This window comes from Phaeovibrio sulfidiphilus, from assembly GCF_014861485.1.
In the GTDB taxonomy this organism is placed as follows: Bacteria; Pseudomonadota; Alphaproteobacteria; order Rhodospirillales; family Rhodospirillaceae; genus Phaeovibrio; species Phaeovibrio sulfidiphilus.
Genome location: NZ_JACZHT010000001.1, coordinates 108,233 through 132,685 on the forward strand (window position 1 = coordinate 108,233; position 24,453 = coordinate 132,685).

Here is a 24,453-nt window from a genome sequence, read left to right on the forward strand (position 1 = left end):
GAACGGGGGAACGGGCCCGTCAGAGTCCGGACAGGCAGGTGTATTTCAGCTCGGTGTACTCATCCAGCCCGTACCGGGATCCCTCGCGCCCGAAGCCGGAGGCCTTGATGCCGCCAAACGGTGCCACCTCGGTGGAGAGCGTCCCCGTGTTGATGCCCACCATCCCGAACTCCAGCGCCTCGGACACCCGGACCATCCGCCCCGAATCCCGGGTGAACAGGTAGGCCGCAAGGCCATAGCGGGTGTCGTTGGCCAGGGCCACGGCCTCCTCCTCGGTCTCGAACCGGAAAAGCGGGGCCACGGGGCCAAAGGTCTCCTCGCTCGCGATCTTCATGGAGGGTTCCACATCCGCAAGAACCGTCGGCTCGAAAAACGTGCCGCCCAGGGCGTGGGGATGCCCGCCGCTCAGGATCCGGGCACCGCGGGTCACCGCATCCGTGACCTGGCCCACAACCCGGGACAGGGCGAGATCATTGATCAGGGGCCCCTGGGTCACGCCCTCCTCCATGCCGTCGCCCACCTTGAGGGCCGCAGTCGCGGAGGCCAGCGCCTCGGCAAAGGCGTCATAGATCCCGGACTGCACCAGGAACCGGTTGGTGCAGATGCAGGTCTGCCCGCTGTTGCGGTACTTGCTGGTGACGGCGCCCCTGACCGCCCGCTCCAGGTCCGCGTCGTCGAATACCAGGAACGGGGCGTTCCCCCCCAGCTCCAGGGACAGGCGCTTGAGGGTCGGCGCGCACTGGGCCATCAGGCGGCTTCCCACCGCCGTCGAGCCCGTGAACGAGAGCTTGCGCACCACCGGGCTCTCGCACAGGACCTGACCGATCTCCTCCGCGGGCCCGGTGACCACGTTCAGGACACCCGGGGGCAGCCCGGCGCGCTCGGCCAGGCGGGCCAGGGCAAGGGCGCTGTAGGGCGTGGCCCCCGCCGGCTTCAGCACCATGGTGCAGCCGACGGCGAACGCGGGCGCCACCTTGCGCGTGATCATGGCGAGGGGGAAGTTCCAGGGGGTGATGGCGGCGCAGACCCCCACCGGCTCGCGGGTGACGAAATAGCGCTGCCCGGGGGCCGGAGTGGGAATGATGTCCCCGTAGGCCCTGGGCCCCTCCTCGGCAAACCAGCGCACGAACGAGGCCGCATAGCTGACCTCGCCAAGAGCCTCCGCCAGCGGCTTGCCCTGCTCGGCGGTCATGATGCGGGCCAGATCCTCCCGGGCCTCCAGGATCAGGTCGTACCACCGCATCAGGATGTCGGAACGCTCCCGGGCCGTGAGCGCACGCCAGGACGGCAGCGCCGCCTGCGCGGCCCCGATGGCCTGAAGGGTGTCCTCCCGGCCCATCAGGGGAACCTGGCCCAGCGCCTGCCCCGTGGCCGGGTTGGTGACAACCAGGGTCTGGCCGGACAGCGCGTCACACCAGCGGCCCCCCACAGGGGCCTTCCGGCAAAACAGATCCGGGTCGCGGAGTTTCAAAACCATGATCGGGTCTCCTGATGACGGTGGGGGCCTGGCCTTGCGTCCCTGCCCCGGAAGGGAGCGGACGGGCCGGGCCGGCCGGTGGACGGACGCCTGCCGGTCCCGAACGGCTCCGGACCGGGGGCCCGGGTCGGCCGCCGGACAGCCCGGATGGCCAGGGTCGGACGGACAACCCGGACAGGACAGCCAGGGCGGCCAGGGTCGGACGGACAGCCCGGACAGGCCGGGGTCGGGTGGACGGCCCGAACAGGACAGCAGGGGTGCAAGGATTGTGCAGGAGCCGGAAGCAACCGGCAAGACGTCCGTTCGACATGACCGAGACGTAAACAAGCGCCCACCCGATACGCCCCTCCCGGCGCCGGGAGGCGGAGGACGGAAGGGGGGAGCCGGCAGGGGCACGGGACATGCCGGAAAGGGGCGGAGGAAGGAAGGAAGGAAGAACCGGGGCAGCGGGCCATACCCGCCCCCGAAACGCAAAACGGCACCCCCCTGAGGGGATGCCGCTGTCTGTCATCCGGAGCCGGACCCGCCGGCCCGATGCTGCCCGGCCTACTCGGCGGGCTGGTTCTTCTTGCGGAAGTCCTCGATCCAGCGGTCCGCAGCCTCTTCGGCCTTCTTGACCTCGGGAGCCTTGAGGGCGCCACGCAGCTCGGTGAGGATCAGGTCCAGATCGGCCGCCTGGTAACCACCCTTCTGCGCGATGAGGTACCACTTCAGGGCCTCGGCCGGATCCTTCTTGCGCCCGAGCCCGTCCTTGTGGATCACCGCCAGGTTCTTGATGGCCTCGAGGTGACCGAGATCCGCCGCCTTCGTGAAGTAGGAGAAGGCCTTCTTCTCGTCCTTGGTCTGGTCCAGGAGACCCTGGGAGTAGACAACGCCCAGCGTGTTGGCCGCATCGGCGCTGTTGGCATCGGCCGCCTTGCTCAGCCACTCAAGGCCGCGCTTGTTGCTCTGGCCGACACCCTCGCCGGAGAAGTACATGGACGCCAGCTTCTGCATGGCCTGCGGAAGGCCAAGCTGGGCCGACTTCTGGAAGGAGGCCAGCGCCTTCTTCATGTCGCCCGCGTTGCCCATACCGATCTCGTAGCAGACGCCCAGGTTGTAGTAGCCCTCGGGCACATTGGCGTCGGCGGCCTTCTTGTACCACTCCATGGCCGAAACAAAGTTGCGGGACACCCCGATACCCTGCTCGTAGAACGTGCCAAGGGTCAGCATGGCGGCGCCGTCGCCCTTCTCGGCATTCTGCTTGACCAGAGTGAACGCGTCCTCGGCACTGATGGTCCGCTGCTGCTGGGACTGCTGCGCCTGCGGCTGGGACTGGGCCAGCGCCGGAGTGGCAAGGAGGGAAAGAGCGACAAAGGCGCTCGCCAGCGCGCCGGTCAGTTTGGTTTTCGCCTTCACGAGTAGGTCCTTCTATCTGACAGGGAATGGGAGAATGAACACAAACCGCAATCCGTCCGCGTCCCGGGCGCACCCGGACACGTCACGCACGCAACGCGTGGCCGGTGCCGCTGCGGGCGGGAGCGATACCCCGGCCCGGAAAAACACCCCGGAACCGGACGGTCCCCACACAGGCTCACCGACGGTGGACGCAGGATACATCAGGGAAATGCTGGGTTCAACAGAAGGTCGCGGGCAGGTTGCCACTATTTTGGCCTGCACCCCACACGGCCCGCGCCCCGGTTTTCCCATCGGCGCGCCAGAGCCGCGCGACGGATTTCCCATGGGCGCGCCAGGGCCGCGCCCGGGCCGACAGCACCCCCGGCCGCTCAGCCGCCGGTGTAAAGCCGGTCATCCGCCGGCGAGGCCGGAGCGGACGGCGCTCCGGAGGGCACAACCGGATCGACCAGCAAGATCACCTCGTCCGTGTCCAGGCGGTTGAGCATCAGCCGGGCCCGCTCGTCCAGAAAATCCCGGTCCAGGTCCGAACCCGACAGGGCGCCCACACGGGCCTCCAGAGCCGAACGCTCCTGCTGGCGGGCCTCAAGAAGGCCCCGGGCCTCCTGGATCTCGGCGTCCAGGCGGGCAAGGGCCAGCACGCCGCGACTGCCGTTGATGGCAAACGAGCCGAAGTACAGCACAAGAAGCGCAAAGACCACGTGGGCCAGAAGCCTGCGCAGTCGCCCTCTTTTTCTGCTCGCCGAAAACACTGCCATGGTGGTTGCCGAACCGCGCCCGTCGGCGCGTCCCATAAAACTGGAGAAAATCACGCTGTCCCGCCCGACCGAAAACCGCCCCGGATCGAGGGACGCCCCGGCGGACGGGAGCCCAAGTGTCCCGTCAGAGAAGTGCATCAACTCGCCACCATAGCGAAAAACCGTGAAGGAAGGCTTAAGTCTGGGGTCTGACAGGACAGTGTGTCCAAAAGAGGCCACGAACGCAAGAGGCAACGCGGGGGACTCGGCAGGATTCCTGGAGCGACTCCAAAGATACCGCGCCGGCCTCCCGCCGGTTCGGACCCGGGAGAGCGGGGGCCGTTCCGTCTCGTCCTGCCCCGGCGCCTCACAACTTCACCCGGCGGACGAAACGTCGGGGAAACCCCACCAATAAACGACGCGAAGCGGAAGAACCTCTGCGGAGCCGGGCCCGCTCCGACAGGGGCAGCAATCGGCTGCCAGCCGCCTCCGGACCCGCCACTGCACCCCTGTGCCCCCGCATCAGCAACCGGCGCCCCGCCACCCGGCCTCCTGTGCACCGGGCACACTCACCCGACCGCGGCACCGCACGACCGGACACAGCGCTGAAAACCCTGCGCCCCGCCAGCGCACCCTTTTCAGGACAGCCCCGCGACACCGCCCCTTGCGGCCCCCTCAGGGAGCCGGCGAACGGACAAGCCCGCAGGGAACGCACCGGCCCTCAGGAAAACATCCCGCCCCTGCCCCGCCGCCGCAGCAAAGGGGCGCAAAAGCCGGGCGCACAGGGACGGGAGCGCCTGTAGACGGCATCCTGTACCGACGGCGACGGCCCCAAAGCCAGCGCACCCTTTTCAGGACAGCCCCGCGACATCGCCCCCCGCAGCTCGCGGAGCCCCGCTCACGCACCCGCACCGGAGGCAACGCCCCCAGCACATGATCAGGGCCGTGTCTGAGATCCTCACGACGCAAACCGCCCCTTCACGGCCGGTCCGGCGTGGAAAGGGGACAGCTCCTCATACAGGAAGAGCCCGGAAGCGGCGGCCTCCGGGCTCAAAAAGGGTACTGAAAGCTTCCTTGACGGCAAGAGGGTTTTCGTCGATCGAAGCGTTGTAACGTACTGACGTTGTATCGTACTCGAAACGAGGCGGGAACAGGACTGACGGAAAACACGTACCAAAGACATCCTGCCCGGGAGGGGGAACCGCAGATCCTCGCTTTTGAGGTCTGCCCCCTCAATGGGACCTATCGTGCACCGATAGTTGCCAGCTCGTCCTTGATGCGAAGCTTCTGGCGCTTCAGCCGTGAGAGGGTGGTTTCGTCCGGATGGGGGCGGGACTCCTCTGTTTCCACAAGTTGTTCGAGCTCTTGGTGACGGAGTTCAAGGGCGTCTCTGCGTGCGTCCTGACCCATAGTGCTGGTCCTCCTTAAGATTTCAACAACACCTTAACCCTATCACAAAACCCGGGCTCCGAAAAGAAAAACGGCATCTCCGGAGCCCGTTTGCCCGCCGGGAGAGCGCGGGGAGCCGCGCTCTACTCTTCCGACAACGATTTGGTTTTCTTGGACTTTCCGGATCCGGCGTGGGGCTCCGGGAAATCGCCCACGTAGATTCCCAGCCCGCGGGCCGTATTCAGGAGCGGGTCGTCGGGCTGGACACAGCGCGGCCCGACACACACCTCCTCAAGAGGGACGTCGACGACTCCGCGGTGCTGCCAGGCCACCATCCGATCATGCTTGCCCTGGGCCAGAAGATCGACGGCGTGAACCCCGAATGCGGACGCCAGAAGACGGTCCCGCATGGAGGGCGTGCCACCTCTTTGGACGTGGCCCAGGATCGAGACCCGGGTCTCAATTCCGGTCATGAGATAGATCGCCTCCGAGAGGTCGTTGGCGACGCCGCCGTAGCGGGTCTCGCCGTCCGAGTAGTGGACCGTGGCCGCCGCACCGGACGGCCGCTTGACCCCCTCGGCCACCACAATCAGCGCGTGGGAGCGCCCCTCCACCTGCTGCACATAGCGAATCCGCTCGGCGATACCCTCCAGGGTGTAGGGCATTTCCGGGATGAGGATCACGTCCGCGCCGCCGCTGATCCCCGCGTTCAGGGCAATGTGCCCCGCATCGCGCCCCATGACCTCAAGGATCATGGCCCGGTGGTGGGACGCCGCCGTCGCCTGGAGCCGGTCGAGCGCATCGGTGACCACGTCCACCGCCGTCGAGTACCCCACTGCGGCCTCGGTGCCCTTGACGTCGTTGTCGATGGTCTTGGGAATGCCCACCATGGGCAGCATACCCTTCTCGCACAGCTTGCGCAGGATCCTCAGGGAGCCGTCACCACCCACCACGATCAGGCCGTCCAGCTCCAGCTGGTGGAACCCGTCGACGAAATCCATGGACAGATCCCGGACCGAGCCGTCCGGCATGGGATAGGCAAACGGGTTGCCCTTGTTGACCGTCCCCAGGAGGGTGCCCCCCGACCGAAGGATGTCGCGCCCCCGGAAGGTGTCGGCCCCCAGCTCGATATACCGCAGTGGCCGGGACATCAGGCCCTGGGTTCCGTCCAGAATACCCAGAACCTTCCAGCCATATCCATTAACCCCCCGGAACGCCACCGCCCGGATCACCGCGTTGAGACCGGCACAGTCGCCTCCGCTCGTCAGAACGCCGATACGTCGAATTTCGGCCATGGAGTCTTCCCTTTTTCTGTGAGTGCGTCGTCAAAGCCTTGAAAGCTGAGCAGAGTATACCACCGTCTGGAACGCTTCCATAGCCCGGGTCCGCAGGCACAGCGAAAAAAACACCCCCGGGGCGGTGAAACCGGGGGAGCGCCTCGCGTGTAGCAAAAAGAACAATTCACACCCATGGGGCGAAACATTGACTCCATTTTCGCCTTAATTTCGGCAAGATATCGCGATACAAATCAGGGGTGTCTGATCTGTATCTGCCCCCCTGAGGTACGCGCATGGACGCCCACGAAATTGAAAAGCTGAAAGCCATGGTCGACGCGCTGCGGCGCGAGCACCGTGACCTGGACGATGTCATCCGTGACTCCCTTGCGGAGGCGGCGGTGGACATGCTCCAGCTTCAGCGCCTCAAAAAGCGCAAGCTCGCCTTGAAGGACCAGATTGTCCATCTGGAAACCCGGCTGATTCCCGATATTATCGCCTGAGCCTTCCGCTCCCCGAGTTCACGAAAGCCCGACCTGCCCGAGCCCCACAGCCCGGGCAGTTTCTATGCGTGCCCAAAGCGCACCGCTCGAAACCCGCTGCAACCGGGCAGGACACATCCCGGGCGCGCGGAGGTAATCCCGGGCACACGGGACCATCGGCGGACGCCACAGGACAGGGCGCGCAGGGAGGACTCACAAACCCAGGGGATGGATCGGGCAGAGGAGAGGCGTCGCACCGGAACCGGCTACCCCCTGGCGCACCAGCAGCAAACACCTCACGCCAGACGCATCCGCGCCCCCGCTGGAAGACCCTACGCAGGGAGACCCCACGCCAGCCGCCAACCGCTCCCGACATGCACAGCACCGCCGGAAGGTCCAGCGGCAGAACAGTTACCCCGCTCCAGCCGCTCCCTGCGTGCACGGCGACCGTGCCGTCAGGACACCGAAGGAAGGACGCGACAGGAAGCGCCTTCCAGACCCGTGGGACTGCCACAAAAACTTGCATTGTTTGACAACACAGGAACCGCGAGGCCAAACAGGCGCCACAGGGAAAACAGCCGGGGCCCGGGCCGGACAGCGGAGCCTCTCACAACAGGCGGCACACAGCCAAAGCCCCCCCACCTCAAAGGGACGGCATCACCGGTCCCCGGGTGTCGAGGCCCCGCCAACACACATCATGGACAGGGAAACCGGGCCCCATGGCTCGCAAGATCGAGCCCCGAGGTACACCCGGGGTCTCCACCACGGGCCGGACAACGGCCCAACACCGGGGGCACAGCCGGAAAACCGGGCCCCAGGGCTCGCAGGATCGGCCCCGGGGTACACCTGGGGTCTCCACCACGGGCCAGACAACGGCCCAACACGGGGCTAACAGCCGGAAAACCGCGGCTCCCCGCAAGGACGGGGCGGTCAGTCTCCGGAACGGCCCTTCTCGCGTATCAGGCGGGCCTTGTCCCGGTTCCAGTCCCGTTCCTTGATGGACTGCCTCTTGTCCCAAGCTTTCTTGCCCTTGGCGACCCCCAGTTGAACCTTCGCGAAGCCCCGGTCGTTGAAATAGACGGAGAGGGGCACCAGCGTCATACCGTCCCGGGCCACGGCTCCGAGAAGGCGGTTCAGTTCCCGCCGGTGGACAAGAAGCCGCCTCGGGCGCCGCGGCTCGTGAGCGAAGGCCCGCACCGCCTGGGCCCACTCGGGGATGTGGACGTTGTAAAGGTACAGGCCCCCATCCCGCCCGGCCCCGGCGAAGGCATCCTGAAGGCTCGCCCGGCCGGTGCGCAGGGATTTGACCTCGGTTCCCGACAGAACGATCCCCGCCTCGATCACGTCCTCGATGGCATAGTCATGACGCGCGCGACGGTTTTCCGCCACGCGCCCGTGGGAAATCAGTGTCTGCCCGCCTTTACGGGCTGCCTTTGCGTTCATGTCCGGTGCGCCCGCTGTCTCAGATCAGGCCAAGGGCACGCAGCGCGCCGTCCACCTTTGCCCGGGAGGGCTCGGACAGCGGGGCGAGAGGCAGGCGTGTCTGTCCGCTCATGCGGCCCATGCGCTCGAGGGCGTACTTGACCGGACCCGGGTTCGCCTCGCAGAACAGAACCTCGGACAGTTGGGCCAGCCGGTCGCGAAGCGCGAAGCAGGTCTTGAGATCCCCATCCGCCCAGGCGTTCTGCATGGTGGCGCACAGATCGGGCACCACGTTGGACATCACGGAGATGCAGCCCACCCCGCCCTGAGCATTGAAGGCGATGGCCGTGTCGTCGTTGCCGGACAGCTGGATGAAGTCCGGGCCCAGAACCGCACGGGCCTTCAGCGGCCGGACCAGATCCCCGGTGGCGTCCTTCACCGCAACGATGTTGGAACAGTCATTGCGCAGACGCAGAAGGGTCTCGACGGACAGGTCGATGACGCTGCGACCCGGAATGTTGTACACCACGACGGGAAGGCCGTCGGCCGCACGGGCAATCTCCCGGTAATGGAGATAGAGCCCCTCCTGGGTCGGCTTGTTGTAGTAGGGAGTAACCACCAGAAGGGCGTCCGCGCCAACGGACTTCGCGTGACGGGTGAACTCCACCGCCTCGCGAGTGCTGTTGGACCCGGCACCGGCAATGACCGGAATGTTGCCCCGGGCCTCCTCCACCGCAATCTCGATGACCCGTTTGTGCTCCTCGTGGGAGAGGGTCGGCGACTCCCCGGTCGTTCCCGCCGGCACAAGACCGTGCGTTCCGCCGGCAATCTGCCAGGCGATGTGGGTGCGGTAGGCCCGCTCGTCCAGCCCTCCCTCGGGGAGGAACGGCGTGACCAGCGCGGTGAGGGAGCCCTTGAACATGGCCGTCTCCAAAGCATTGTAAGGAACACGAGAACCGGCATTGACCGGAACCTTTTCTTTTACTCCCATGCGCCCCCTCCCGCAAGAGCCGCTAACCCGGACACCGGCCACAGCGGGCACCCAGGCGGGGCCTCGCAGGACCGGAACCACACGGGACGTCAAGGGCATACGGCGCCGGTCTGGCGCCGGTCTGGGGCATACGGCGCGGGCCTGGCGTCACCCGCCCACCGGCCGCGCACCGGCCGCACACCCGCCGCACACCCGCCGCACTCCAAAAGCCGCAGGGCAAACACCGACGGCTTGCCCGGGCCAGCCGCGGCCTCGCCACCCCCTCCCTCACCCGAGCACCGCCACCGGGTTAGGAACAACAAAGCTCTTTCATCGTGCACCCCGGGGCGGATAGACTGCCGCCCGGATTTCAGGACACCCGGCCCGGACCGCGGCACGCTCTGCACGCGGCAGTCCACCACCGGGGCCCCAACGAACCGGCGTCAGGGGCATGCGACACCGGCAAGGGACGGACACCCGGGAGCGTGCACCGGACGGCGCACCGGCATCCGCGCCGGAACCTGTGGCGGAGGCCACGCGGCGAGCCGCCGGGCGCAAGAACGCAGGCGGTCCCCACGGGACACCGGAACCGGGCGAGGGATACGGCTGCGCCACCGGAAGGCGGAAGCCTCGCGGCGAGCCGACGGGCACAAGAACGCAGGCGGTCCCCACGGGACACCGGAACCGGGCGAGGGATACGGCTGCGCCACCGGAGGCCGGGAGCATGAGCACACGCCACAGGCCACACCTGCGCCGCACGCCCCGGCCCCGCCGTTCCCGACACGCCGCTGTCCGGCCCTCAAGACACTCGCAAGCCCCGTCCGGCCGGGGCCGGGGACAGGACGACCGCCAGCCCGGCTCAGAACCCCAGGGCCTCCCCGATCATCCACCAGACATAGATCGCCGACAGCAGGCCGGCCAGTCCGAACACCTCACCGAAAGCTCTGATCACACCCATGGCACGTCTCCAGATATCACTGTTGTTCTCAAGGCCTCACCCAAAATGAGAACATAACGCGTTTTGTTCTGCAACTTAAAACGCAAACCGCACACGAAGAGAACATGAAAAGCACAGATATTGATCGAAACGGGAGTGAATCGTCACCCCAACCGACCGCCCCGGCTGTGGACCGACGGCTCAGCGTGGCCCCCATGCTGGACTGGACGGACCGGCACGACCGGTTTTTCCTCCGACTCCTGTCGCGCCACACCCTGCTCTACACCGAGATGGTCCCGGCCCAGGCCCTGGTGTACGGAGATCCGGCCCAGTCCCTGGCCCACTCACCGGCCGAGCACCCCCTGGCCCTCCAGCTCGCCGGATCCGACCCCGAGCTCCTGGACCGGGCGGTCCGGATCGCGGCGCCCCACGGGTTCTGCGAAATCAACCTGAATGTGGGCTGCCCCTCGGAGCGGGTGTCCAAGGGGCGCTTCGGGGCCTGCCTCATGGCCGAGCCGGAGCTGGTGGCCGAGTGCGTGAGCGCCATGCAGGCGGCCGCGGGCCCCATTCCCGTGACGGTCAAGCACCGCATCGGCATCGACCACCTGGACTCCTGGGAGCACCTGACGGGCTTCGTCGCCACCCTGGAGCGGGCCGGAGTGCGCACCCTGATCGTCCACGCCCGCAAGGCCTGGCTCAAGGGTCTGAGCCCGAAAGAAAACCGCTCGGTCCCGCCCCTGCGTCACGACGTGGTCCACCGGCTGAAGCGGGAGTTCCCCGGGCTGGAGATCATCCTCAACGGCGGGATCACCGACCTCGCCCAGGCCCGGGAGCACCTTTGCGCCCCCTGGGGGGACGAGGGCCTTCCCGCGGTCGACGGCATCATGATCGGCCGGGCGGCCTACGAGACCCCCGGGATTCTCGCCGGAGCGGACCGGCAGATCTTCGGATCAAACGCGCGGCCCGACCCGTCCCCCCACGCGGTGGTGCGCGCCCTGGTGCCCTACGCGCAGGCCATGGTGGAGGCCGGAGAGCCGGTCCACCACCTGACGCGCCACATCCTGGGCCTCTTCCACGGCTGCCCGGGCGCCCGGGCCTGGCGGCGCCTGCTGTCCACCGAGGGCCCGAAGCCCGGCACCGGCGCGGACATTCTTCTGGAAGCCCTGTCCCGGGTTCCCGAGGACACCGCCTGCCCGCCCCCGGGGGAGCCCGCAAAACGGGAACAGTAAAGAATCCGAAACTTCCAGGCACAGGAAATACCGGCTATCGTTCCGAGGGTTAGGGACGGAGGCACCCCCCGGAAACGCCCCCGACATACCGTGAGCCGCCCCCAACCGGGCGGACACGGACAGAGCACACAACGGCCGCGCAGACGGTCGGAGCACACTCTCCGGACACGGGACACCCGGTGCGGACCAAGGAAAGAACGGTTGCATGATCCCTATTTTCATTCTTGTCTCGACGGGCGTCTTTCTTGCAATCCATGCGTACATTCTCGCCAGCCTGACGCGCCTGTTCGGTCGCGGGCGCTGGCAGATCGTCGCGGTCTGCTTTTTCCTGCTGATGATCAGCATCTGGGTGTTCCGGCACGACTGGCAGCAGACCAGCGCCCCGGACTGGCTTGTCCTGGCTGCGTTCGTCTGGTTCGGCGTGGCCATCATCACCGCGGGCTGTTTCTTTGTCGCCGACGTGCTTGGGCTTCTCTGGGCGGGGTGTGTGCGGCTGGGGCTGACCTCGGTGAGGCCGAGGAACCTGGCGCTTCACGCCCTTGCGCTTGTGGCGGGGCTTGCCCTCTCGGTCCAGGCCCTGTTCGAGGCCCAGAACGTGCAGCCCCGGTATGTGACCATCGAGGCCCCGAACCTCGCCCCCGCAGACCGGCCCTTCCGGCTTGTGGTGGCCTCGGACGTCCATCTCAGCCGGATTCTGGGAGCCGGCTTTCTGGAGAAGATCCTGGCCATCACCGACAAGGCGAGGGGCGACGTGTTCCTGTCGCTGGGCGACCTGGTGGACACGGACATGACCAGCCGCCACACCGAGGCCTGGATGCTGTCGGACCTGTGGACCCCCTACGGAAGCTACGGGGTGCCCGGGAACCATGAGTATTACGTGGATTTCCAGAATGCGCTCGATTTTCACAACCGGGCCAATATCCAGCTGGTGTACGGCCAGCTCAAGCGGGTCGGGCCGATCTGGCTTGCGGGGCTGGACGACCCGGCCGGAGGGCACTGGACCAAGAAGGCCCAGACCCTGGCGGCCGAGATCCAGCAGCTCCGGGCCGAGGATCCGAAGGCCTTCGTGGTCCTTCTGTCCCACCGGCCCCGGGTGCCGGACCCCCTGTTCGGCCTCAGCGACCTGCAGCTTTCCGGCCACACCCACGGGGGGCAGATCTGGCCGGCACGCTACCTGGCGCTCATGGCCAACGGCCACGTCCCCAACGGCCTGACGGAGGTGGACAGCCCGGATGACGGGAGCCGGCACCATGTCTATGTGTCGCAGGGGACGGGAACCTGGGGGCCGCCCATGCGGTTCCTGGCGCCGCCCGAGGTCACGGTCATCGACATCGTCCCCCCGCGGAGAACCCGCAAGGCCGACACGGACTGAGCCCCGGGTAACCCCGGGGACGGCAAGAGAACGGGGGCCGTGGGCCGGGACGAGAACGGGGGCTCCGAACGGAGTCGGGCGGCGTCGGACGGCGGTGCGTTGCCGCCGCCCCTCCCAAAAACCCTCACGGGAGGGAACCCGGCCCGAAGGCGGCCGGGGCCTGTGGGCCTCAGCCTGCGGAGAACCCCTCGAAGAAGGCGGCGACGCGGGCCGGATCCAGGGCCTCCAGCGTCGGGGGCGACCAGCGCGGCGTGCGATCCTTGTCGATCAGCAGGGCCCGCACCCCCTCTACCATCTCGCCACCCTCCAGCCACTGGCGCGCCAGGTACTCCTCCAGCGCAAAGCAGTCCGCGAGAGGCATCTCACGCCCGCGGGTCCAGAGCTCGTGGGTCACCACCAGGGCCAGCGGCGAGCAGGCCTCCAGGCGCTCGAGGCACTCCCCGGCCCAGTCCGCCAGCGGCCCCGAGGTCACGTCCCGCAGGGAGTCGCGGATCGCCAGGACCGAGCCCTTCGAGAAGTGGGCCTCGATGGCGGGGGAAAGCTGTTCCAGCGGCGCAGGCTCGGAGGATTCGGGAACGCGGAAGCCCTCCAGCAGGCGCACCAGGTCTGCCCGGGCATTTCCGGTCCACTCGAGGGTGTCCAGCGCCTCCAGCAGGGCGGGCAGGTCGTCCGACGCCACCTGATAGTTGGCGAATCCGCAGTACAGCGCGTCCCGCGGCCCGACCTCGGTGCCCGTCAGGCCCAGATAGAGGCCGGTATGCCCCGGCAGGCGGGACAGGAAGTGGGTCGCGCCCACGTCGGGAAAGAAACCGATCCGGGTCTCGGGCATGGCCATGCGGGTGCGTTCGGTGACCACCCGGAAGGTGGTGCCGCGGGCAAGCCCCAGGCCTCCGCCCATGGTGATCGAATCCAGAAGGGAGACGACCGGCTTGGGTGTCGAGTAAAACTCGTGATCAAGAGTGTATTCCTGCCCGAAATAGTCCACGCAGTCTTCCACACCCTCGCGCCAGTCAAGAACAAGGGCGCGCACATCTCCGCCGGCACAGAACGCCCGGGGAGAGCTGGAGCGCAGGACAACCGCCCGGACCGAGGCATCCGCCATGGCGTTGCTCAGATTTCGGGCGATATCCGATATCATCCGCGCGTTCAGCGCATTCAGCGCTGCGGGGCGGTTCAGGACAAAGTGGGCAAGGCCGTTGGCCGACTCGAACAGAACAGGATTTTCCGACATGGCAGGACTCTGGCTGGAGCCCGCCGGCCCGGCTGGCAGCTCCGGCGGGACGAAACGGAAGGAACGGAACCGCAGGCGCGGCCATCCCGAACCGCGGGAAAGCCGGTCACACTCCGAACCGGGAAAGGCTAAACCGTATCAAGAGGAGGGCTCACGGGCAACCCGCGCCCCGGCGCGGTGGCAGAGAGCCCCCCGGGGATCAGGCCCCCGGGGACAGTCTCCGCAAAAATGAGGGGAAGCGCAGCCCCACACGCGCTTCCCCTATCTTGCCCCGACAACAGGAACCACCCGGATGTTGGTTTGCCGAAACAAACGGACGTCGTCAGGGACGAGGGCTCTGGGCCCTTGTCCAGTCGCTCCCGGGTCCGTGCCCTGACCGGAGGAGCGGCGACAGTCCGGTTCCGACAAAATCCGTTCCTCCCTGCCCCCTTATCCGGTTCTGTCGCCGGTTGATGTTTATGGGGTACTGAACGGCAAGCGGTTCCTGTAGCCATCTTCAGCGTGTCGCCGAAGACATCCTGACGATAGCCAAACAAAAACACCCTTGCAAGGCATTTATCCATAAATGTTTTTCATAATGCATTATAAACGCAGACTATAATGACGGTTTTACTGGACCTGCGGAAAAACTTAAGAACAGATATGCAAATAAATATAATGCAACGAGAGATTGGTTTTAATTCTTTAATGCTTCCATTTCGTGTCCACAGGGTCCGGCAGCCATGGCAACTGATGCCCCGGCGCCCCCGCCCGGGGACAAACAGCGCCGGGCCGCGGGTTTGGGTGGCACCCTCCACAAAAAAGCCGTTAGCACCCTCTTTAAAGTTCCGCTATCCTCAACGACAGCGCCTTGGGGAGCCGTCCCCCGGGATCTTTTTTTCAAGGGGGCCGTTTCACCCGTCCAGAACAGGGGCCTGAAAAAATGAACACCGAAAGCACTCTTCCTGCAAACGGCTTCAAGGGCATGACCAACGAACGCTGCCCCTACCTGCCCTGTCACCCGGGCGTGCGGCGCGAGTTCAACTGCCTGTTCTGCTACTGCCCCCTGTACGCCTACCAGTGCATCGGTCCATACAAAATATTTATAGACAAGCATGGCACGGCCCGGAAGGACTGCAGCGCCTGCACCCTCCCCCACGACGGTTACGAGGGCTCGTGGAAGTTCATCCAGCACGGCATGCAGAAGCTGGTCCTGTGGGACGGAAAGCCGTCCCGGGCGGAACAGCGCAAGGCCGCCGCCCGCGAGGGACTCCCGGAAAATGACACCGCCTCCGGCAGCCCCGAGAGTGACGCCGCCTCCGGCAGCACGGGAGACACGCCCCCGAAGCCCCTCCTGTCCTGAGACCCGGCCCGCCCGGGTCCACCGTCCGGCTCCCCGGCGCGCGACCCGACCCGAGCGCGTGTCCGCCCTCCGGCCTGCGCCCGCCACACCGCCTGCACACTGCCGCCCCACACGCCCCATCCGTTACCTGACCGGAGCAGCCCCCCTTGATTACGGATAAACCGATGTCCCCGCGCAAGCGCCCTCCGGCCCCTCCGCTGCCCCTGTACCGGACCCTCCCGGTGCGCCTTCTGGCCCTTGCGGTGTCCCTGGTCCTTATTGTTGTGGCCCTGGTCCAGCTGCTGACGCCCCTCCTCCACATCCAGATCGAGCGGGACCGGGCGGGCACCACACCGGTCACGGTTTTCCGGCCGGCCACGAATCCGGGACCGCCGGTGGTGGTCTCCCACGGCTTTGCGGGCTCCCGGTCCCTGATGCAGACCTATGCCCTGGCGCTTGCGCGGGACGGCTACACGGTTGTCACCTACGACTCCCTCGGTCACGGCAGCAATCCCGAGCCCCTGGCCGGAGACCTGGACAAGCCCGAGGGCGCGACGGCCCACCTTCTGGCCCAACTGGACCAGGTGGTGGACTATGCCCGCGCCCTGGTGCCCGGCGAGCAGAGGGTGGCCCTTCTCGGCCACTCCATGGCCACGGACATCCTGGTCCGCCACACGGTGGAGCACCCGGACACCAGCGCCACCATTGCCCTGTCCCTCTACTCTCCCGAGATCACGGCGCAGATCCCGCACAACCTCCTTGTTCTGGTCGGAGCCCTGGAGCAGGGCACCTTGAAAGGCGAGGCCATGAAGGCGGTCGGCATGGTGGCCGGCCTGCCCCGCCCCGAGCCGGGCGTGACCTACGGCCAGCGGGAGGACAACACCCTGCGGCGCTGGGACACGGTCCCGGGGGTGGAGCACGTGGGCATCCTGTTCTCGACCCGCGGCGCCCGCGAGGCCGCCGACTGGCTGGACTTCGTGCTGGAGCGCCCCGGAACACCCGGCGCCGCCGTCGCCGTCCTGCCCTGGGTCGCCCTCCTGCTTGCGGGAACCGGGCTCCTGGGCTGGTTCCTGTTCCAGTTCCTGCCCCGGGCGACGCCGCGCAAGAGCCCGCCGTCCCTGAAATGGGGGCCCTTCCTGCTGCTGGCCCTGGTCCCGGCGGTCCTGACCCCGCCGGTCGCACGGATGCTGCCCACGGATTTCCTGCCCACCCTGGTGGGCGACTATCTGATGGTGCACTGCGCCCTTTACGGCCTGTTCACAGCCCTGGGCCTGGCCCTGTGGCGCCGGCTGGGACGCGGGGCCCCGGTGGCGCCGCGAAGCTGGCCCGTCGCCGCCCCCCGAACGCTGATGGTCCTGGCCCTCTCGACCCTTCTGGTGACGGCCTACACCTTCCTGGGATTCATCTTCCCCACCAACGATTTCATCACGGTGGTGATCCCCGGCGCGTCCCGGCTGCCCGTGGCCGCCTTTGCCGTCCTTGCGGTGCTGCCCTTCATCCTGGCGGACGAGACCCTTGTGCGCGCCCCCTCGGGAACCCTTGGTGCGGCGGCGGTCACCCGCCTGTTGTTCCTGCTGTCCCTCGGGGCCGCCATTGCCCTGGACTTCCAGTCCCTGTTCTTCCTGATCGTCCTTCTGCCGCTGCTGGCGGTCTTTCTCCTTATCTATATGCTGATCTCCTGGTGGGCCTGGCGGCAGACGGGACACGTGCTCCCCGGAGCCATTGCCGAGGCCCTGGGCCTGTCCTTCCTGATCGCGGCGGCCTTCCCCATCGTCTCGGGGTAGAGCAGGCCCGGCCCGCGCCGGGGAGACGTCGGGGGACCGGCCCGGAGGCAACCCCACCCGGGTCGAGCCGGGGGCCAGGACCGTGCGGGCCCGGGACTCGCCCGGAAGCGGCCAGGCCACAGCGGGGCACAGAGACCTTGAGCGCCCGAGGAACCCGGGGGCCCGAATCGGGTCCGGACCTGGTATCGGAGATCGCGCGGCGGAGTTTGGGGACAGCCGGAGACAGCCGTGAAGAACCGGGAGCACACAGCACCGCATTTTCGCACACAGCATTCCGGTGGGGTGAACCGCCTCACGGTTCGGCGCAGGACATCAGGCCGCCGTCCACGGCATCGCGCTTACGTGAACGGCACCGCGGTTCCGGTGGAGGCCGGGCTCGGGGTCGTGGCAGGGAGAACCGGAGGCGCTCAGGCCCCGTCCGACTCCGACCCGGCTGCGGCCTCCTCCAGCGCCTCGCTGGCCTGAACCCAGGCATCCTCGGCGGCGGCCAGGGACCGGGCCACCTCGCCCAGAGCCTTCTGCAGCTCCTGGGCCCGATCCGACGGCCCCTCGTACAGGGCCGGATCCGCGAGAGCCGCCTCGAGGGCCGCCTTCTCGCGCTCGAACCCGGCCACACGCTTCTCGGCCTCCTCGACCTTCTTGCGAAGGGGCGCAAGGCGGGTGCGCTCCTCGGCCGCGGCCCGGCGCCGGGCCCGCGCATCCCCCGAATTGCCACCCGAAACGCCCCCGGAGGCCCGCGCCTCCGCCCGCTCCCGCGACTCCGAGGCCTCCTCCCGGCGGGCGGCCCGCGCCCGGTCCAGAAGCAGGCGGCGGTAGTCGTCCATATCGCCGTCGAACGGGGACACCCGGCCCCCGTCCACCAGCCACAGCCGGTCGGCCACCATATCCACAAGGCGCGGATCGTGGGAGACCAGAACCACCGCGCCCCTAAAGGCGTTCAGCGCCCGCATGAGGGATTCGCGGGCGTCGATGTCCAGGTGGTTGGTGGGCTCGTCCAGCACCAGGATGTGCGGGGCATCGCGGGTGGCCAGCGCAATCAGCAGCCGGGCCTTCTCGCCGCCGGACAGGTTCCCCACCGGCGTGCGGACCCGGTCCGCATCAAAGCCGAACCGGGCCAGGTGGGCACGCACCCGGACCTCGGCCAGGTCGCCCATCAGGCGCAGCCCGTGCTGGAGCGGGCTCTCCCCCTCCCGCAGCTCGTCTTGCTGGTGCTGGGCGAAATAGCCGACCCGGAGCTTTCCGGGAACCCGCATGCTCCCCTCCATGGGCTTCAGGCGCCCCGAGAGGATCTTGGCCAGCGTGGACTTTCCGTTTCCGTTGGCCCCCAGAAGGGCAATGCGGTCGTCCATGTCGATGCGCAGGTTCAGCCCCTTCAGGACCGGCACCCCGTCGTAGCCCGCGACCGCATCCTCCAGCAGCACCAGGGGCGGCGGCAGGATGTCGGGATCGGGGAAATCGAAGGGGACCACCCGGTCATCGATCACGGGGGCGATGGGCTGGAGCTTCTCGATCCGGCGCAGGCGGCTCTGGGCCTGGCGGGCCTTGGTGGCCTTGGCCCGGAACCGGTCCACAAAGGCCTGGAGGTGGCGCCGTTCCTCGGCCTGTTTGGCAATGGCCCGGGCCTGGTGGTCCTGCCGCTCGGCGCGGGTGCGCTCAAAGCGGTCGAAGTTCCCGGCGTAGGAGACCAGGCGTCCGTTCTCCAGATGCAAGATGCGGTTGACCGCCCGGTTCAGAAGCTCCCGGTCGTGGCTGATGACCAGAACCGTGCCGGGGCAGCTGGCCAGAAACGATTCGAGCCAGAGGGTGGCCTCCAGGTCCAGGTGGTTGGTGGGCTCGTCCAGAAGAAGGATGTCGGCGCGCACGAACAGGGCCCGCGCCAGGGCCACGCGCATGCGCCAGCCGCCGGAGAACGTGCCCACGGGCCGGTCATGGGTCGCCGGGGGAAAGCCCAGACCACAGAGAATCGTGGCCGCCCGGGCGGGGGCGCTGTGGGCCTCGATCACGGCCAGGCGCTCGTGGATGAACGCAAGCCGGGCCGCCGACGGCTCGCCCTCCAGTTCCCGCAGGAGATCGGTGCGCTCCCGGTCGGCCTCCAGGACACACTCCAGGACAGGGGTGTCCCCGTCGGGGGCCTCCTGGGCCACCTCGGTGATGGAGGCCCGGGGCCGGATCGTCACAGACCCGCCGTCGGGCTGGCGGTCCCCCATCAGAATCCGAAACAGGGTCGTCTTGCCCGTGCCGTTGCGCCCCACAAGACCAACGCGCTGGCCCTGGGGAATGTGGGCGCTCGCGCCCTCCAGAAGGGTGCGGGCCCCCATCCGGCAAACAAGGTCATTGATATGAATCATTCAGGCCCCGAAACTTCAGGAAACGCGCGCCCGTGCCCTCGCCGGGCGCAGGCGGACAGACGGGCCTGTTGTGCCACAGGGCGGCCGCCCGGGCCAGAGAAAGTCGGCAAAAAACCGCAGGTACCGGTTGACGACACGATGTCAAAACGCTATAAGCGCCCTCACGAAAGCGCCCTGGATCGGGGAGTACGGTCCGGGGACGCTCTGTTCTGTCTGTCCTCATCAAGTTTCGGAGCTTGGAATGGCCAACCACAAGTCGGCGGAAAAGCGTATTCGACGCAACGCAGTCCGCGCAAAAACCAACCATGCCCGCGTCAGCCGTATCCGCACCTTCATCAAGAAGGTCGAGGCCGCCATCACCACCGGTGACAAGTCCTCGGCTCAGGAAGCGTTCCAGGTGGCCATGCCGGAAATGCACCGCGGCGTGACCAAGGGCGTCTTCCACAAGAAGACCATCGCGCGCAAGCTGTCCCGCCTGTCGGCGCGTATCAAGGCTCTTGGTGTCTGAGACAGACCCGGCGTCCGGCCGAGGCCGTTTCTGACGCCCTGAGGAACCACCGTAAAAACCCCCGCTCCGGCGGGGTTTTTTGTTGCCCGCAGAGCGGGAATTTTGGCGCCAGAGGCGACTCAACAGGCCCCTGGAGGCGTGGCGGACACCCGGGCGGCACCACAGATCCAGGGGGCCACGGCCCCAAAAGGCGTCCCATTGGCGCCGCAGATCCGGGGCCGGCGGCCCCTGTTGGACCCGGGCGCCCGCCGCGATGAAAACACCCGCTCCGCTGCGATGAAAACACCCGCTCCGCTGCGATGAAAACACGCGCTTCGCCGCGATGAAACACACGCGCTTCGCCGCGATGGGCAGCCCGGGCCCCCACCGGACACCGGGAGCACTGTTCGTTCATTACGCGCACCGGGAGTGTGAAATGGACCCCGCGCGGGGAGCGGTCCCACCGCGCCCCGGACACCCGCCCCCGGGGGCCCCAGCCCTGCGTCCGCCCGGAAATTGGTCCGCCACGACGCGGGCGCACGGAACGGCTCCATGGGGCATCCCTCCGGAGCGCGCGCCCGGAAGACCGGCCTGAACGGCCGGGCACCGGCACCGCACCCCATACACATCCCGCCAGACCATGGACCGCCCCCGAAAAAAGCCACGCCCCGCCTCGCTGGAGCCCGGTGCGGACACCTTTTTCATCCAGCCCCAAAACCGGCAGGGCGACCATGACACCTATTATAGTCCCCCATGCCCTGTGCCCCCGGCCGGCCTCCAGCGCGCTGCACCCCGGACCGGCGGTGGCGGCCCGGCCCGACCGGCGCCCGGAACGGCGGCGCCGGATCCGGACACGCTGCACTCACGTTTGGTGGGAGCTCGGGGCTCGGGACCGCCCGCCCGGCACTCGTCTGTTACGGGTGCGCGTCACCGGGTCCGTCCGGATGCCGGTCCCGGACCCGGGCGCCCCGTTTGCGGCGTCACGATTGCCCCGATCGCCCCCCGAAAATCAGTCCCGGCGGCTCCGAATCCACTCCCGAGTCCCATCCGAATCGCCAGGCGAGTCCCGAACGGGGTCCGAATCGAGTCCGGAGGCGGTGTGACGGCGTTCTGCGGGTCGACTCGGGCACTGATTCCCAATGATTATTTTAAGTCTACGTAGCGCCGTTTTTTCGCCATAATGACTTCCGATTCGCCCAGGCAGCCCCAACGGCGGGTCAACAACATCTAGTGTCAACGATCAAAAAAACGCCTTTCGCCATCATGGTGGTTGAGTCCGGGGGGCGGCATGTTTACCCTCACTTAACTTTCCAATGATTGCTGACGGGGATGCCCGGAGCAAACGGCCGGAAACACTTTCCAATGTATTTTACGGGCGAGCGTTGAATCGCCCGACACGCCGGGCTCGAACGTTTCAGCGGGTGAAACGGACGGTCCAGTCTGCACTTCTTTGTAACTCTGGAAATTTTCTGTTTCCAGACATCGGAATTTTGTTCCTTGTGAACAGGCCCCCTCACCGGGCGGTCAGGCAAAAAAAGGTCAGGGCTATGTCGGAATTGAAAAGAGCGGACGCCTCGGATCACTGGATGCGCGTTCGTGGCAAGCTGCGAAAGGAATACGGTCCGAACGAGTTCAACCGCTGGGTTGGGCAGATGACTCTCCAGGGAATGGACGACACCACGGTCAGCATTGCTGTGCCGACGGTCTTTGTCCGGGACTGGGTCCAGAACCATTATGGCTCCCGGATCCGGACCCTTTTCCAGCAGGAGAACCCGGGCGTGAAGTCCGTGGAGTTCATTGTTCTCCAGCCGGGCACGAAAACCCGGACCAAGGCAGCGGGCCGCGCTCCCTCGCCTCTGGCGGCAAGCCCCCTTTACGCGACCCCCGGCTCCGACACCGCCGAGCCTCCCCGGCCGGCCGCTCCGGAGGGCGGCTCGGATGACCTGACCCATTCCACGCCCCTGGACCCCCGGTTCACCTTCGAGAACTTCGTCGTGGGGCCCTCGAACGAGCTGGCCTACCACGCCTGCGTCCGGGTTGCGGAGGGCGGACCTGTGCCCTTCAACCCCCTGTTCCTGTACGGGGAATCCGGGCTGGGCAAGACCCACCTGCTGCACGCCATCGCCCGGCGCATCCGCGAGCGCCAACCCTTCCGGAAAGTCCTGACCCTTTCGGCGGAGCAGTTCATCTACCGGTTCGTGAAGGCCATCCGTGACAAGGAGACCCTTGGCTTCAAGGAAATCTACCGCAGCGTGGACGTGCTGATCGTGGACGACATCCAGTTCATTGCGGGCAAGGAAAGCACGCAGGTGGAGTTCTTCCACACCTTCAACGCCCTTGTTGAGCAGGGCAGCCAGATTGTGCTGTCCGCCGACCGCATGCCCACGGACATCGAGAACCTCGGGGACCGCCTGCGCTCCCGGCTTGCCAGCGGCCTGGTGGTGGACGTCCACAAGTGCCCCTACGAGCTGCGCCTGGCCATTCTCGAGTCCCGCGCCCGGGAACTGGGAGCGGAGGTGCCCCGGAACGTGCTCGAGTACATGGCCGAGGTCGTCCCCCCCAACGGACGCGAGCTCACCGGTGCCCTGATCCAGGTGGTCACCCAGTTCGAGATGCTGAAGCGCCCCCTGACCCTGGACCTGGCCCAGGAGGTTCTGCGCAAGCACATCCGCGTCCCGGAAAAGAGCATCTCGGTTGCGGAGATCCAGAAGAAGGTCGCCGACCACTACCAGATCCGGGTGCAGGAAATGCAGTCGGCGCGCCGTGCCCAGGCGGTGGCCCGTCCCCGTCAGGTGGCCATGTATCTGGCCAAGAACCTGACCCGCCTGTCCCTTCCGGCCATCGGCCAGGCCTTCGGCGGACGCGACCACACCACCGTGCTCTATGCCCTGCGCAAGGTCCAGGCCCTGATGAACGAGGACCGGGAGTTCGCCGACGACGTGGATTTCCTGCGCCGCGTTCTCGAGACTTGATAAAGCATCCGCCTTCCCTATCCTGTTAGGACGTGCCCCGGCCGGCTGCCACGCCGCCCCCGGGGCAAACTGTCCGACGGCACCAGGGGAAAGGACACAAGCCCATGCGGTTTCGGGAGAAAAGCACCGCAAGGACCGTGGAACGCACAGCGTTTCACCCGGCTCGCGCTGCCCACGCGGGCACGCCTCCCGTTCCCTCCGGCGCCCTGAGCGACCTTCTGTGGGCGGTGGAGTGCCTGCGGGGCGAGGTCCGGACCCTCTCGCGGGCGCTGCACCGGACCCGGCAGCAGGTCCGGATGCCGGAGAACCCGGCCGGGCAACCGGACCCCGGCTCCCGGAGCGGACACGAATCCGCCCCCGCGCCCTCCCCTTCCCCGCCGGCCTCCCGCTTTCGCTCCCTCTCCCGTCCCGTCCCGCCACAACACCTGGCGCCCGGTGACGCGGGCCCGGCCCGCCCGGGCTCCGGATGCGGTGCTCCCGCCGTGGCCGGACCGACATCGGCCTGGGGCGAGGCGCCCGCAGGGTGCACCCCCCTGACGGCCAACCCGGACTCCCTGACAGCGGAGCGCGACGCCCTCCGGGCCGAGCGGGACGCCCTGAAGGCGGAGCGGGATGCACTCAGGGCGGAGCGCGATGCTCTGGCCGCTGAACGCGATGCCCTGAAGACGGAGCGGGATGCCCTCAAGGCCGAGCGGGCGTCCCGGCAGGCCGAGATCGACATCATCCTTCATGAGCTCGCCCTTCTCATCTCGCGAAACGAGGAGGGGGACCGACTCACGGTGGCGGGCAACGAGTTGCGGGCCGTGGTCTCGACGACCGAGGACGCCACCGGCACGATTCTCGGTGCCTCGGAAATCCTCATGGGGCTCCTTCGCGAGCAGGCCGGACGTCAGGCGGCCGCGCCCGGGGCCCAGGGGCCCGCGGGTTTCTCGGCGGCCGAATCCCTGGTTATCGCGATCATGGAGGCCTGCACCTTCCAGGACCTGACGGGGCAGCGCATTGACAAGGTGGTCAGTGCCCTGCGGTTTCTGGAGGAGCACATCCACGCCATGGTCGACCTGTTCGGAGAGGACGCCCTGCCGGCGCCCCAGACCGCCGCGGTCCCCGAGAACGACGAGAGCCGCCTGCTCAACGGCCCGCAGGACAAGGAGCGCTCCATTTCCCAGGCCGAGATCGACGCCCTGTTCGGCTGACCCCTGCGGCGCTTGCGATTCTGCCGGCGCGGCACCGAAGCCACGGTCAGGCTGGCGAAAACTCGTCCTGAGGCGGGTCTGAGGGTCTGCCGGCGCGGCCCCGGGAACCCGGGAGCTTCCGGTCCCTGTCTGCCTGCGGCGGGCCGGAGGGTCTGCCGGCGCGCGCCCTGCTCTGAAGCGGAGGCTGCCCCTGGCCCCGCCCCCACCGCTGCCGGGCTGCCTGAGACGCGATCCTCCCCCGACACATGCTCCCGGGTACCGGACGAGGCCCCTGCCCCGCACGTCACCCTGGCCCGTGGCCCATCGCCCACGACCCACCCGGTGCGGGACCACGGGAGGACACCCTCAAAACGTCCCCGACAAACGAGGGGGGACGAAGACGCGACTGTTTTTTTTAAGGGGATGGAGGATGAGCGCGACGCTGCCGGGCAGA

At 67.6% G+C, this 24,453-nt stretch carries 17 protein-coding genes; 8 read left to right on the forward strand and 9 right to left on the reverse strand.

Annotated elements, in window-relative coordinates:
* Nucleotides 1-19: 19 nt before the first annotated feature.
* From IHV25_RS00470 to IHV25_RS00490, 5 genes are all read right to left on the reverse strand, one after another.
* Nucleotides 20-1,477 carry an NAD-dependent succinate-semialdehyde dehydrogenase gene (locus IHV25_RS00470; protein ID WP_192533015.1) on the reverse strand — a complete coding sequence of 486 codons (1,458 nt, stop codon included), beginning with the start codon at nucleotides 1,475-1,477 and terminating at the stop codon, nucleotides 20-22.
* A 546-nt stretch (nucleotides 1,478-2,023) separates the two neighbouring features.
* Nucleotides 2,024-2,875, reverse strand: coding sequence for an SEL1-like repeat protein (locus tag IHV25_RS00475; protein WP_192533016.1), 852 nt, complete (start codon nucleotides 2,873-2,875; stop codon nucleotides 2,024-2,026).
* 368 nt (nucleotides 2,876-3,243) lie between these two features.
* Nucleotides 3,244-3,630: an FtsB family cell division protein gene (locus IHV25_RS00480; RefSeq protein ID WP_192533017.1), complete on the reverse strand. Its 387-nt coding sequence runs from the start codon at nucleotides 3,628-3,630 to the stop codon at nucleotides 3,244-3,246.
* A 1,221-nt stretch (nucleotides 3,631-4,851) separates the two neighbouring features.
* Nucleotides 4,852-5,019 (reverse strand): YdcH family protein, encoded by a 168-nt coding sequence (locus IHV25_RS00485; protein WP_192533018.1) that lies wholly within the window; start codon nucleotides 5,017-5,019, stop codon nucleotides 4,852-4,854.
* Between the two features lie 122 nt (nucleotides 5,020-5,141).
* Nucleotides 5,142-6,293 (reverse strand): ATP-dependent 6-phosphofructokinase, encoded by a 1,152-nt coding sequence (locus IHV25_RS00490; RefSeq protein ID WP_192533019.1) that lies wholly within the window; start codon nucleotides 6,291-6,293, stop codon nucleotides 5,142-5,144.
* Nucleotides 6,294-6,568: 275 nt separating this feature from the next.
* Here IHV25_RS00490 and IHV25_RS00495 point away from each other — a divergent pair, with 275 nt between their 5' ends.
* Nucleotides 6,569-6,775: a YdcH family protein gene (locus IHV25_RS00495; RefSeq protein WP_192533020.1), complete on the forward strand. Its 207-nt coding sequence runs from the start codon at nucleotides 6,569-6,571 to the stop codon at nucleotides 6,773-6,775.
* A 909-nt stretch (nucleotides 6,776-7,684) separates the two neighbouring features.
* On the opposite strand, the gene smpB is transcribed toward IHV25_RS00495, so the two are convergent.
* Both smpB and dapA read right to left on the reverse strand, forming a co-directional pair.
* Entirely contained in the window at nucleotides 7,685-8,197 is a 513-nt protein-coding gene (gene smpB / locus IHV25_RS00500) for an SsrA-binding protein SmpB (protein WP_192533021.1), read from the reverse strand.
* Nucleotides 8,198-8,216: 19 nt separating this feature from the next.
* Nucleotides 8,217-9,098 carry a 4-hydroxy-tetrahydrodipicolinate synthase gene (gene dapA / locus IHV25_RS00505; protein WP_192533546.1) on the reverse strand — a complete coding sequence of 294 codons (882 nt, stop codon included), beginning with the start codon at nucleotides 9,096-9,098 and terminating at the stop codon, nucleotides 8,217-8,219.
* A gap of 1,110 nt (nucleotides 9,099-10,208) precedes the next feature.
* Here dapA and dusA point away from each other — a divergent pair.
* On the forward strand, nucleotides 10,209-11,312 hold the full coding sequence (gene dusA, locus IHV25_RS00510; protein ID WP_192533022.1) for a tRNA dihydrouridine(20/20a) synthase DusA: 1,104 nt from the start codon (nucleotides 10,209-10,211) through the stop codon (nucleotides 11,310-11,312).
* Between the two features lie 205 nt (nucleotides 11,313-11,517).
* Nucleotides 11,518-12,684 (forward strand): metallophosphoesterase, encoded by a 1,167-nt coding sequence (locus tag IHV25_RS00515; RefSeq protein ID WP_192533023.1) that lies wholly within the window; start codon nucleotides 11,518-11,520, stop codon nucleotides 12,682-12,684.
* Between the two features lie 169 nt (nucleotides 12,685-12,853).
* On the opposite strand, the gene IHV25_RS00520 is transcribed toward IHV25_RS00515, so the two are convergent.
* Nucleotides 12,854-13,915 (reverse strand): enoyl-CoA hydratase/isomerase family protein, encoded by a 1,062-nt coding sequence (locus tag IHV25_RS00520; protein WP_192533024.1) that lies wholly within the window; start codon nucleotides 13,913-13,915, stop codon nucleotides 12,854-12,856.
* A gap of 922 nt (nucleotides 13,916-14,837) precedes the next feature.
* Here IHV25_RS00520 and IHV25_RS00525 point away from each other — a divergent pair.
* Together IHV25_RS00525 and IHV25_RS00530 are read left to right on the forward strand one after the other, a co-directional pair.
* Nucleotides 14,838-15,257 (forward strand): cysteine-rich small domain-containing protein, encoded by a 420-nt coding sequence (locus tag IHV25_RS00525; protein ID WP_192533025.1) that lies wholly within the window; start codon nucleotides 14,838-14,840, stop codon nucleotides 15,255-15,257.
* 164 nt (nucleotides 15,258-15,421) lie between these two features.
* Entirely contained in the window at nucleotides 15,422-17,020 is a 1,599-nt protein-coding gene (locus IHV25_RS00530; protein ID WP_192533026.1) for an alpha/beta fold hydrolase, read from the forward strand.
* A gap of 407 nt (nucleotides 17,021-17,427) precedes the next feature.
* Here IHV25_RS00530 and IHV25_RS00535 read toward each other — a convergent pair whose 3' ends face one another.
* Nucleotides 17,428-19,368 (reverse strand): ABC-F family ATP-binding cassette domain-containing protein, encoded by a 1,941-nt coding sequence (locus tag IHV25_RS00535; protein ID WP_192533027.1) that lies wholly within the window; start codon nucleotides 19,366-19,368, stop codon nucleotides 17,428-17,430.
* Nucleotides 19,369-19,609: 241 nt separating this feature from the next.
* On the opposite strand from IHV25_RS00535, the gene rpsT reads away from it, so the two are divergent.
* The 3 genes from rpsT to IHV25_RS10590 all read left to right on the forward strand — a co-directional run bounded on the left by rpsT (nucleotide 19,610) and on the right by IHV25_RS10590 (nucleotide 24,020).
* Entirely contained in the window at nucleotides 19,610-19,876 is a 267-nt protein-coding gene (rpsT, locus tag IHV25_RS00540; protein WP_192533028.1) for a 30S ribosomal protein S20, read from the forward strand.
* Between the two features lie 1,526 nt (nucleotides 19,877-21,402).
* The gene (gene dnaA / locus IHV25_RS00545; protein ID WP_192533029.1) at nucleotides 21,403-22,827 is read left to right on the forward strand and encodes a chromosomal replication initiator protein DnaA; all 1,425 of its coding nucleotides are present in this window, start codon (nucleotides 21,403-21,405) and stop codon (nucleotides 22,825-22,827) included.
* A gap of 482 nt (nucleotides 22,828-23,309) precedes the next feature.
* Nucleotides 23,310-24,020: a protein phosphatase CheZ gene (locus IHV25_RS10590; protein ID WP_192533030.1), complete on the forward strand. Its 711-nt coding sequence runs from the start codon at nucleotides 23,310-23,312 to the stop codon at nucleotides 24,018-24,020.
* The last annotated feature ends 433 nt before the right edge of the window (nucleotides 24,021-24,453 follow it).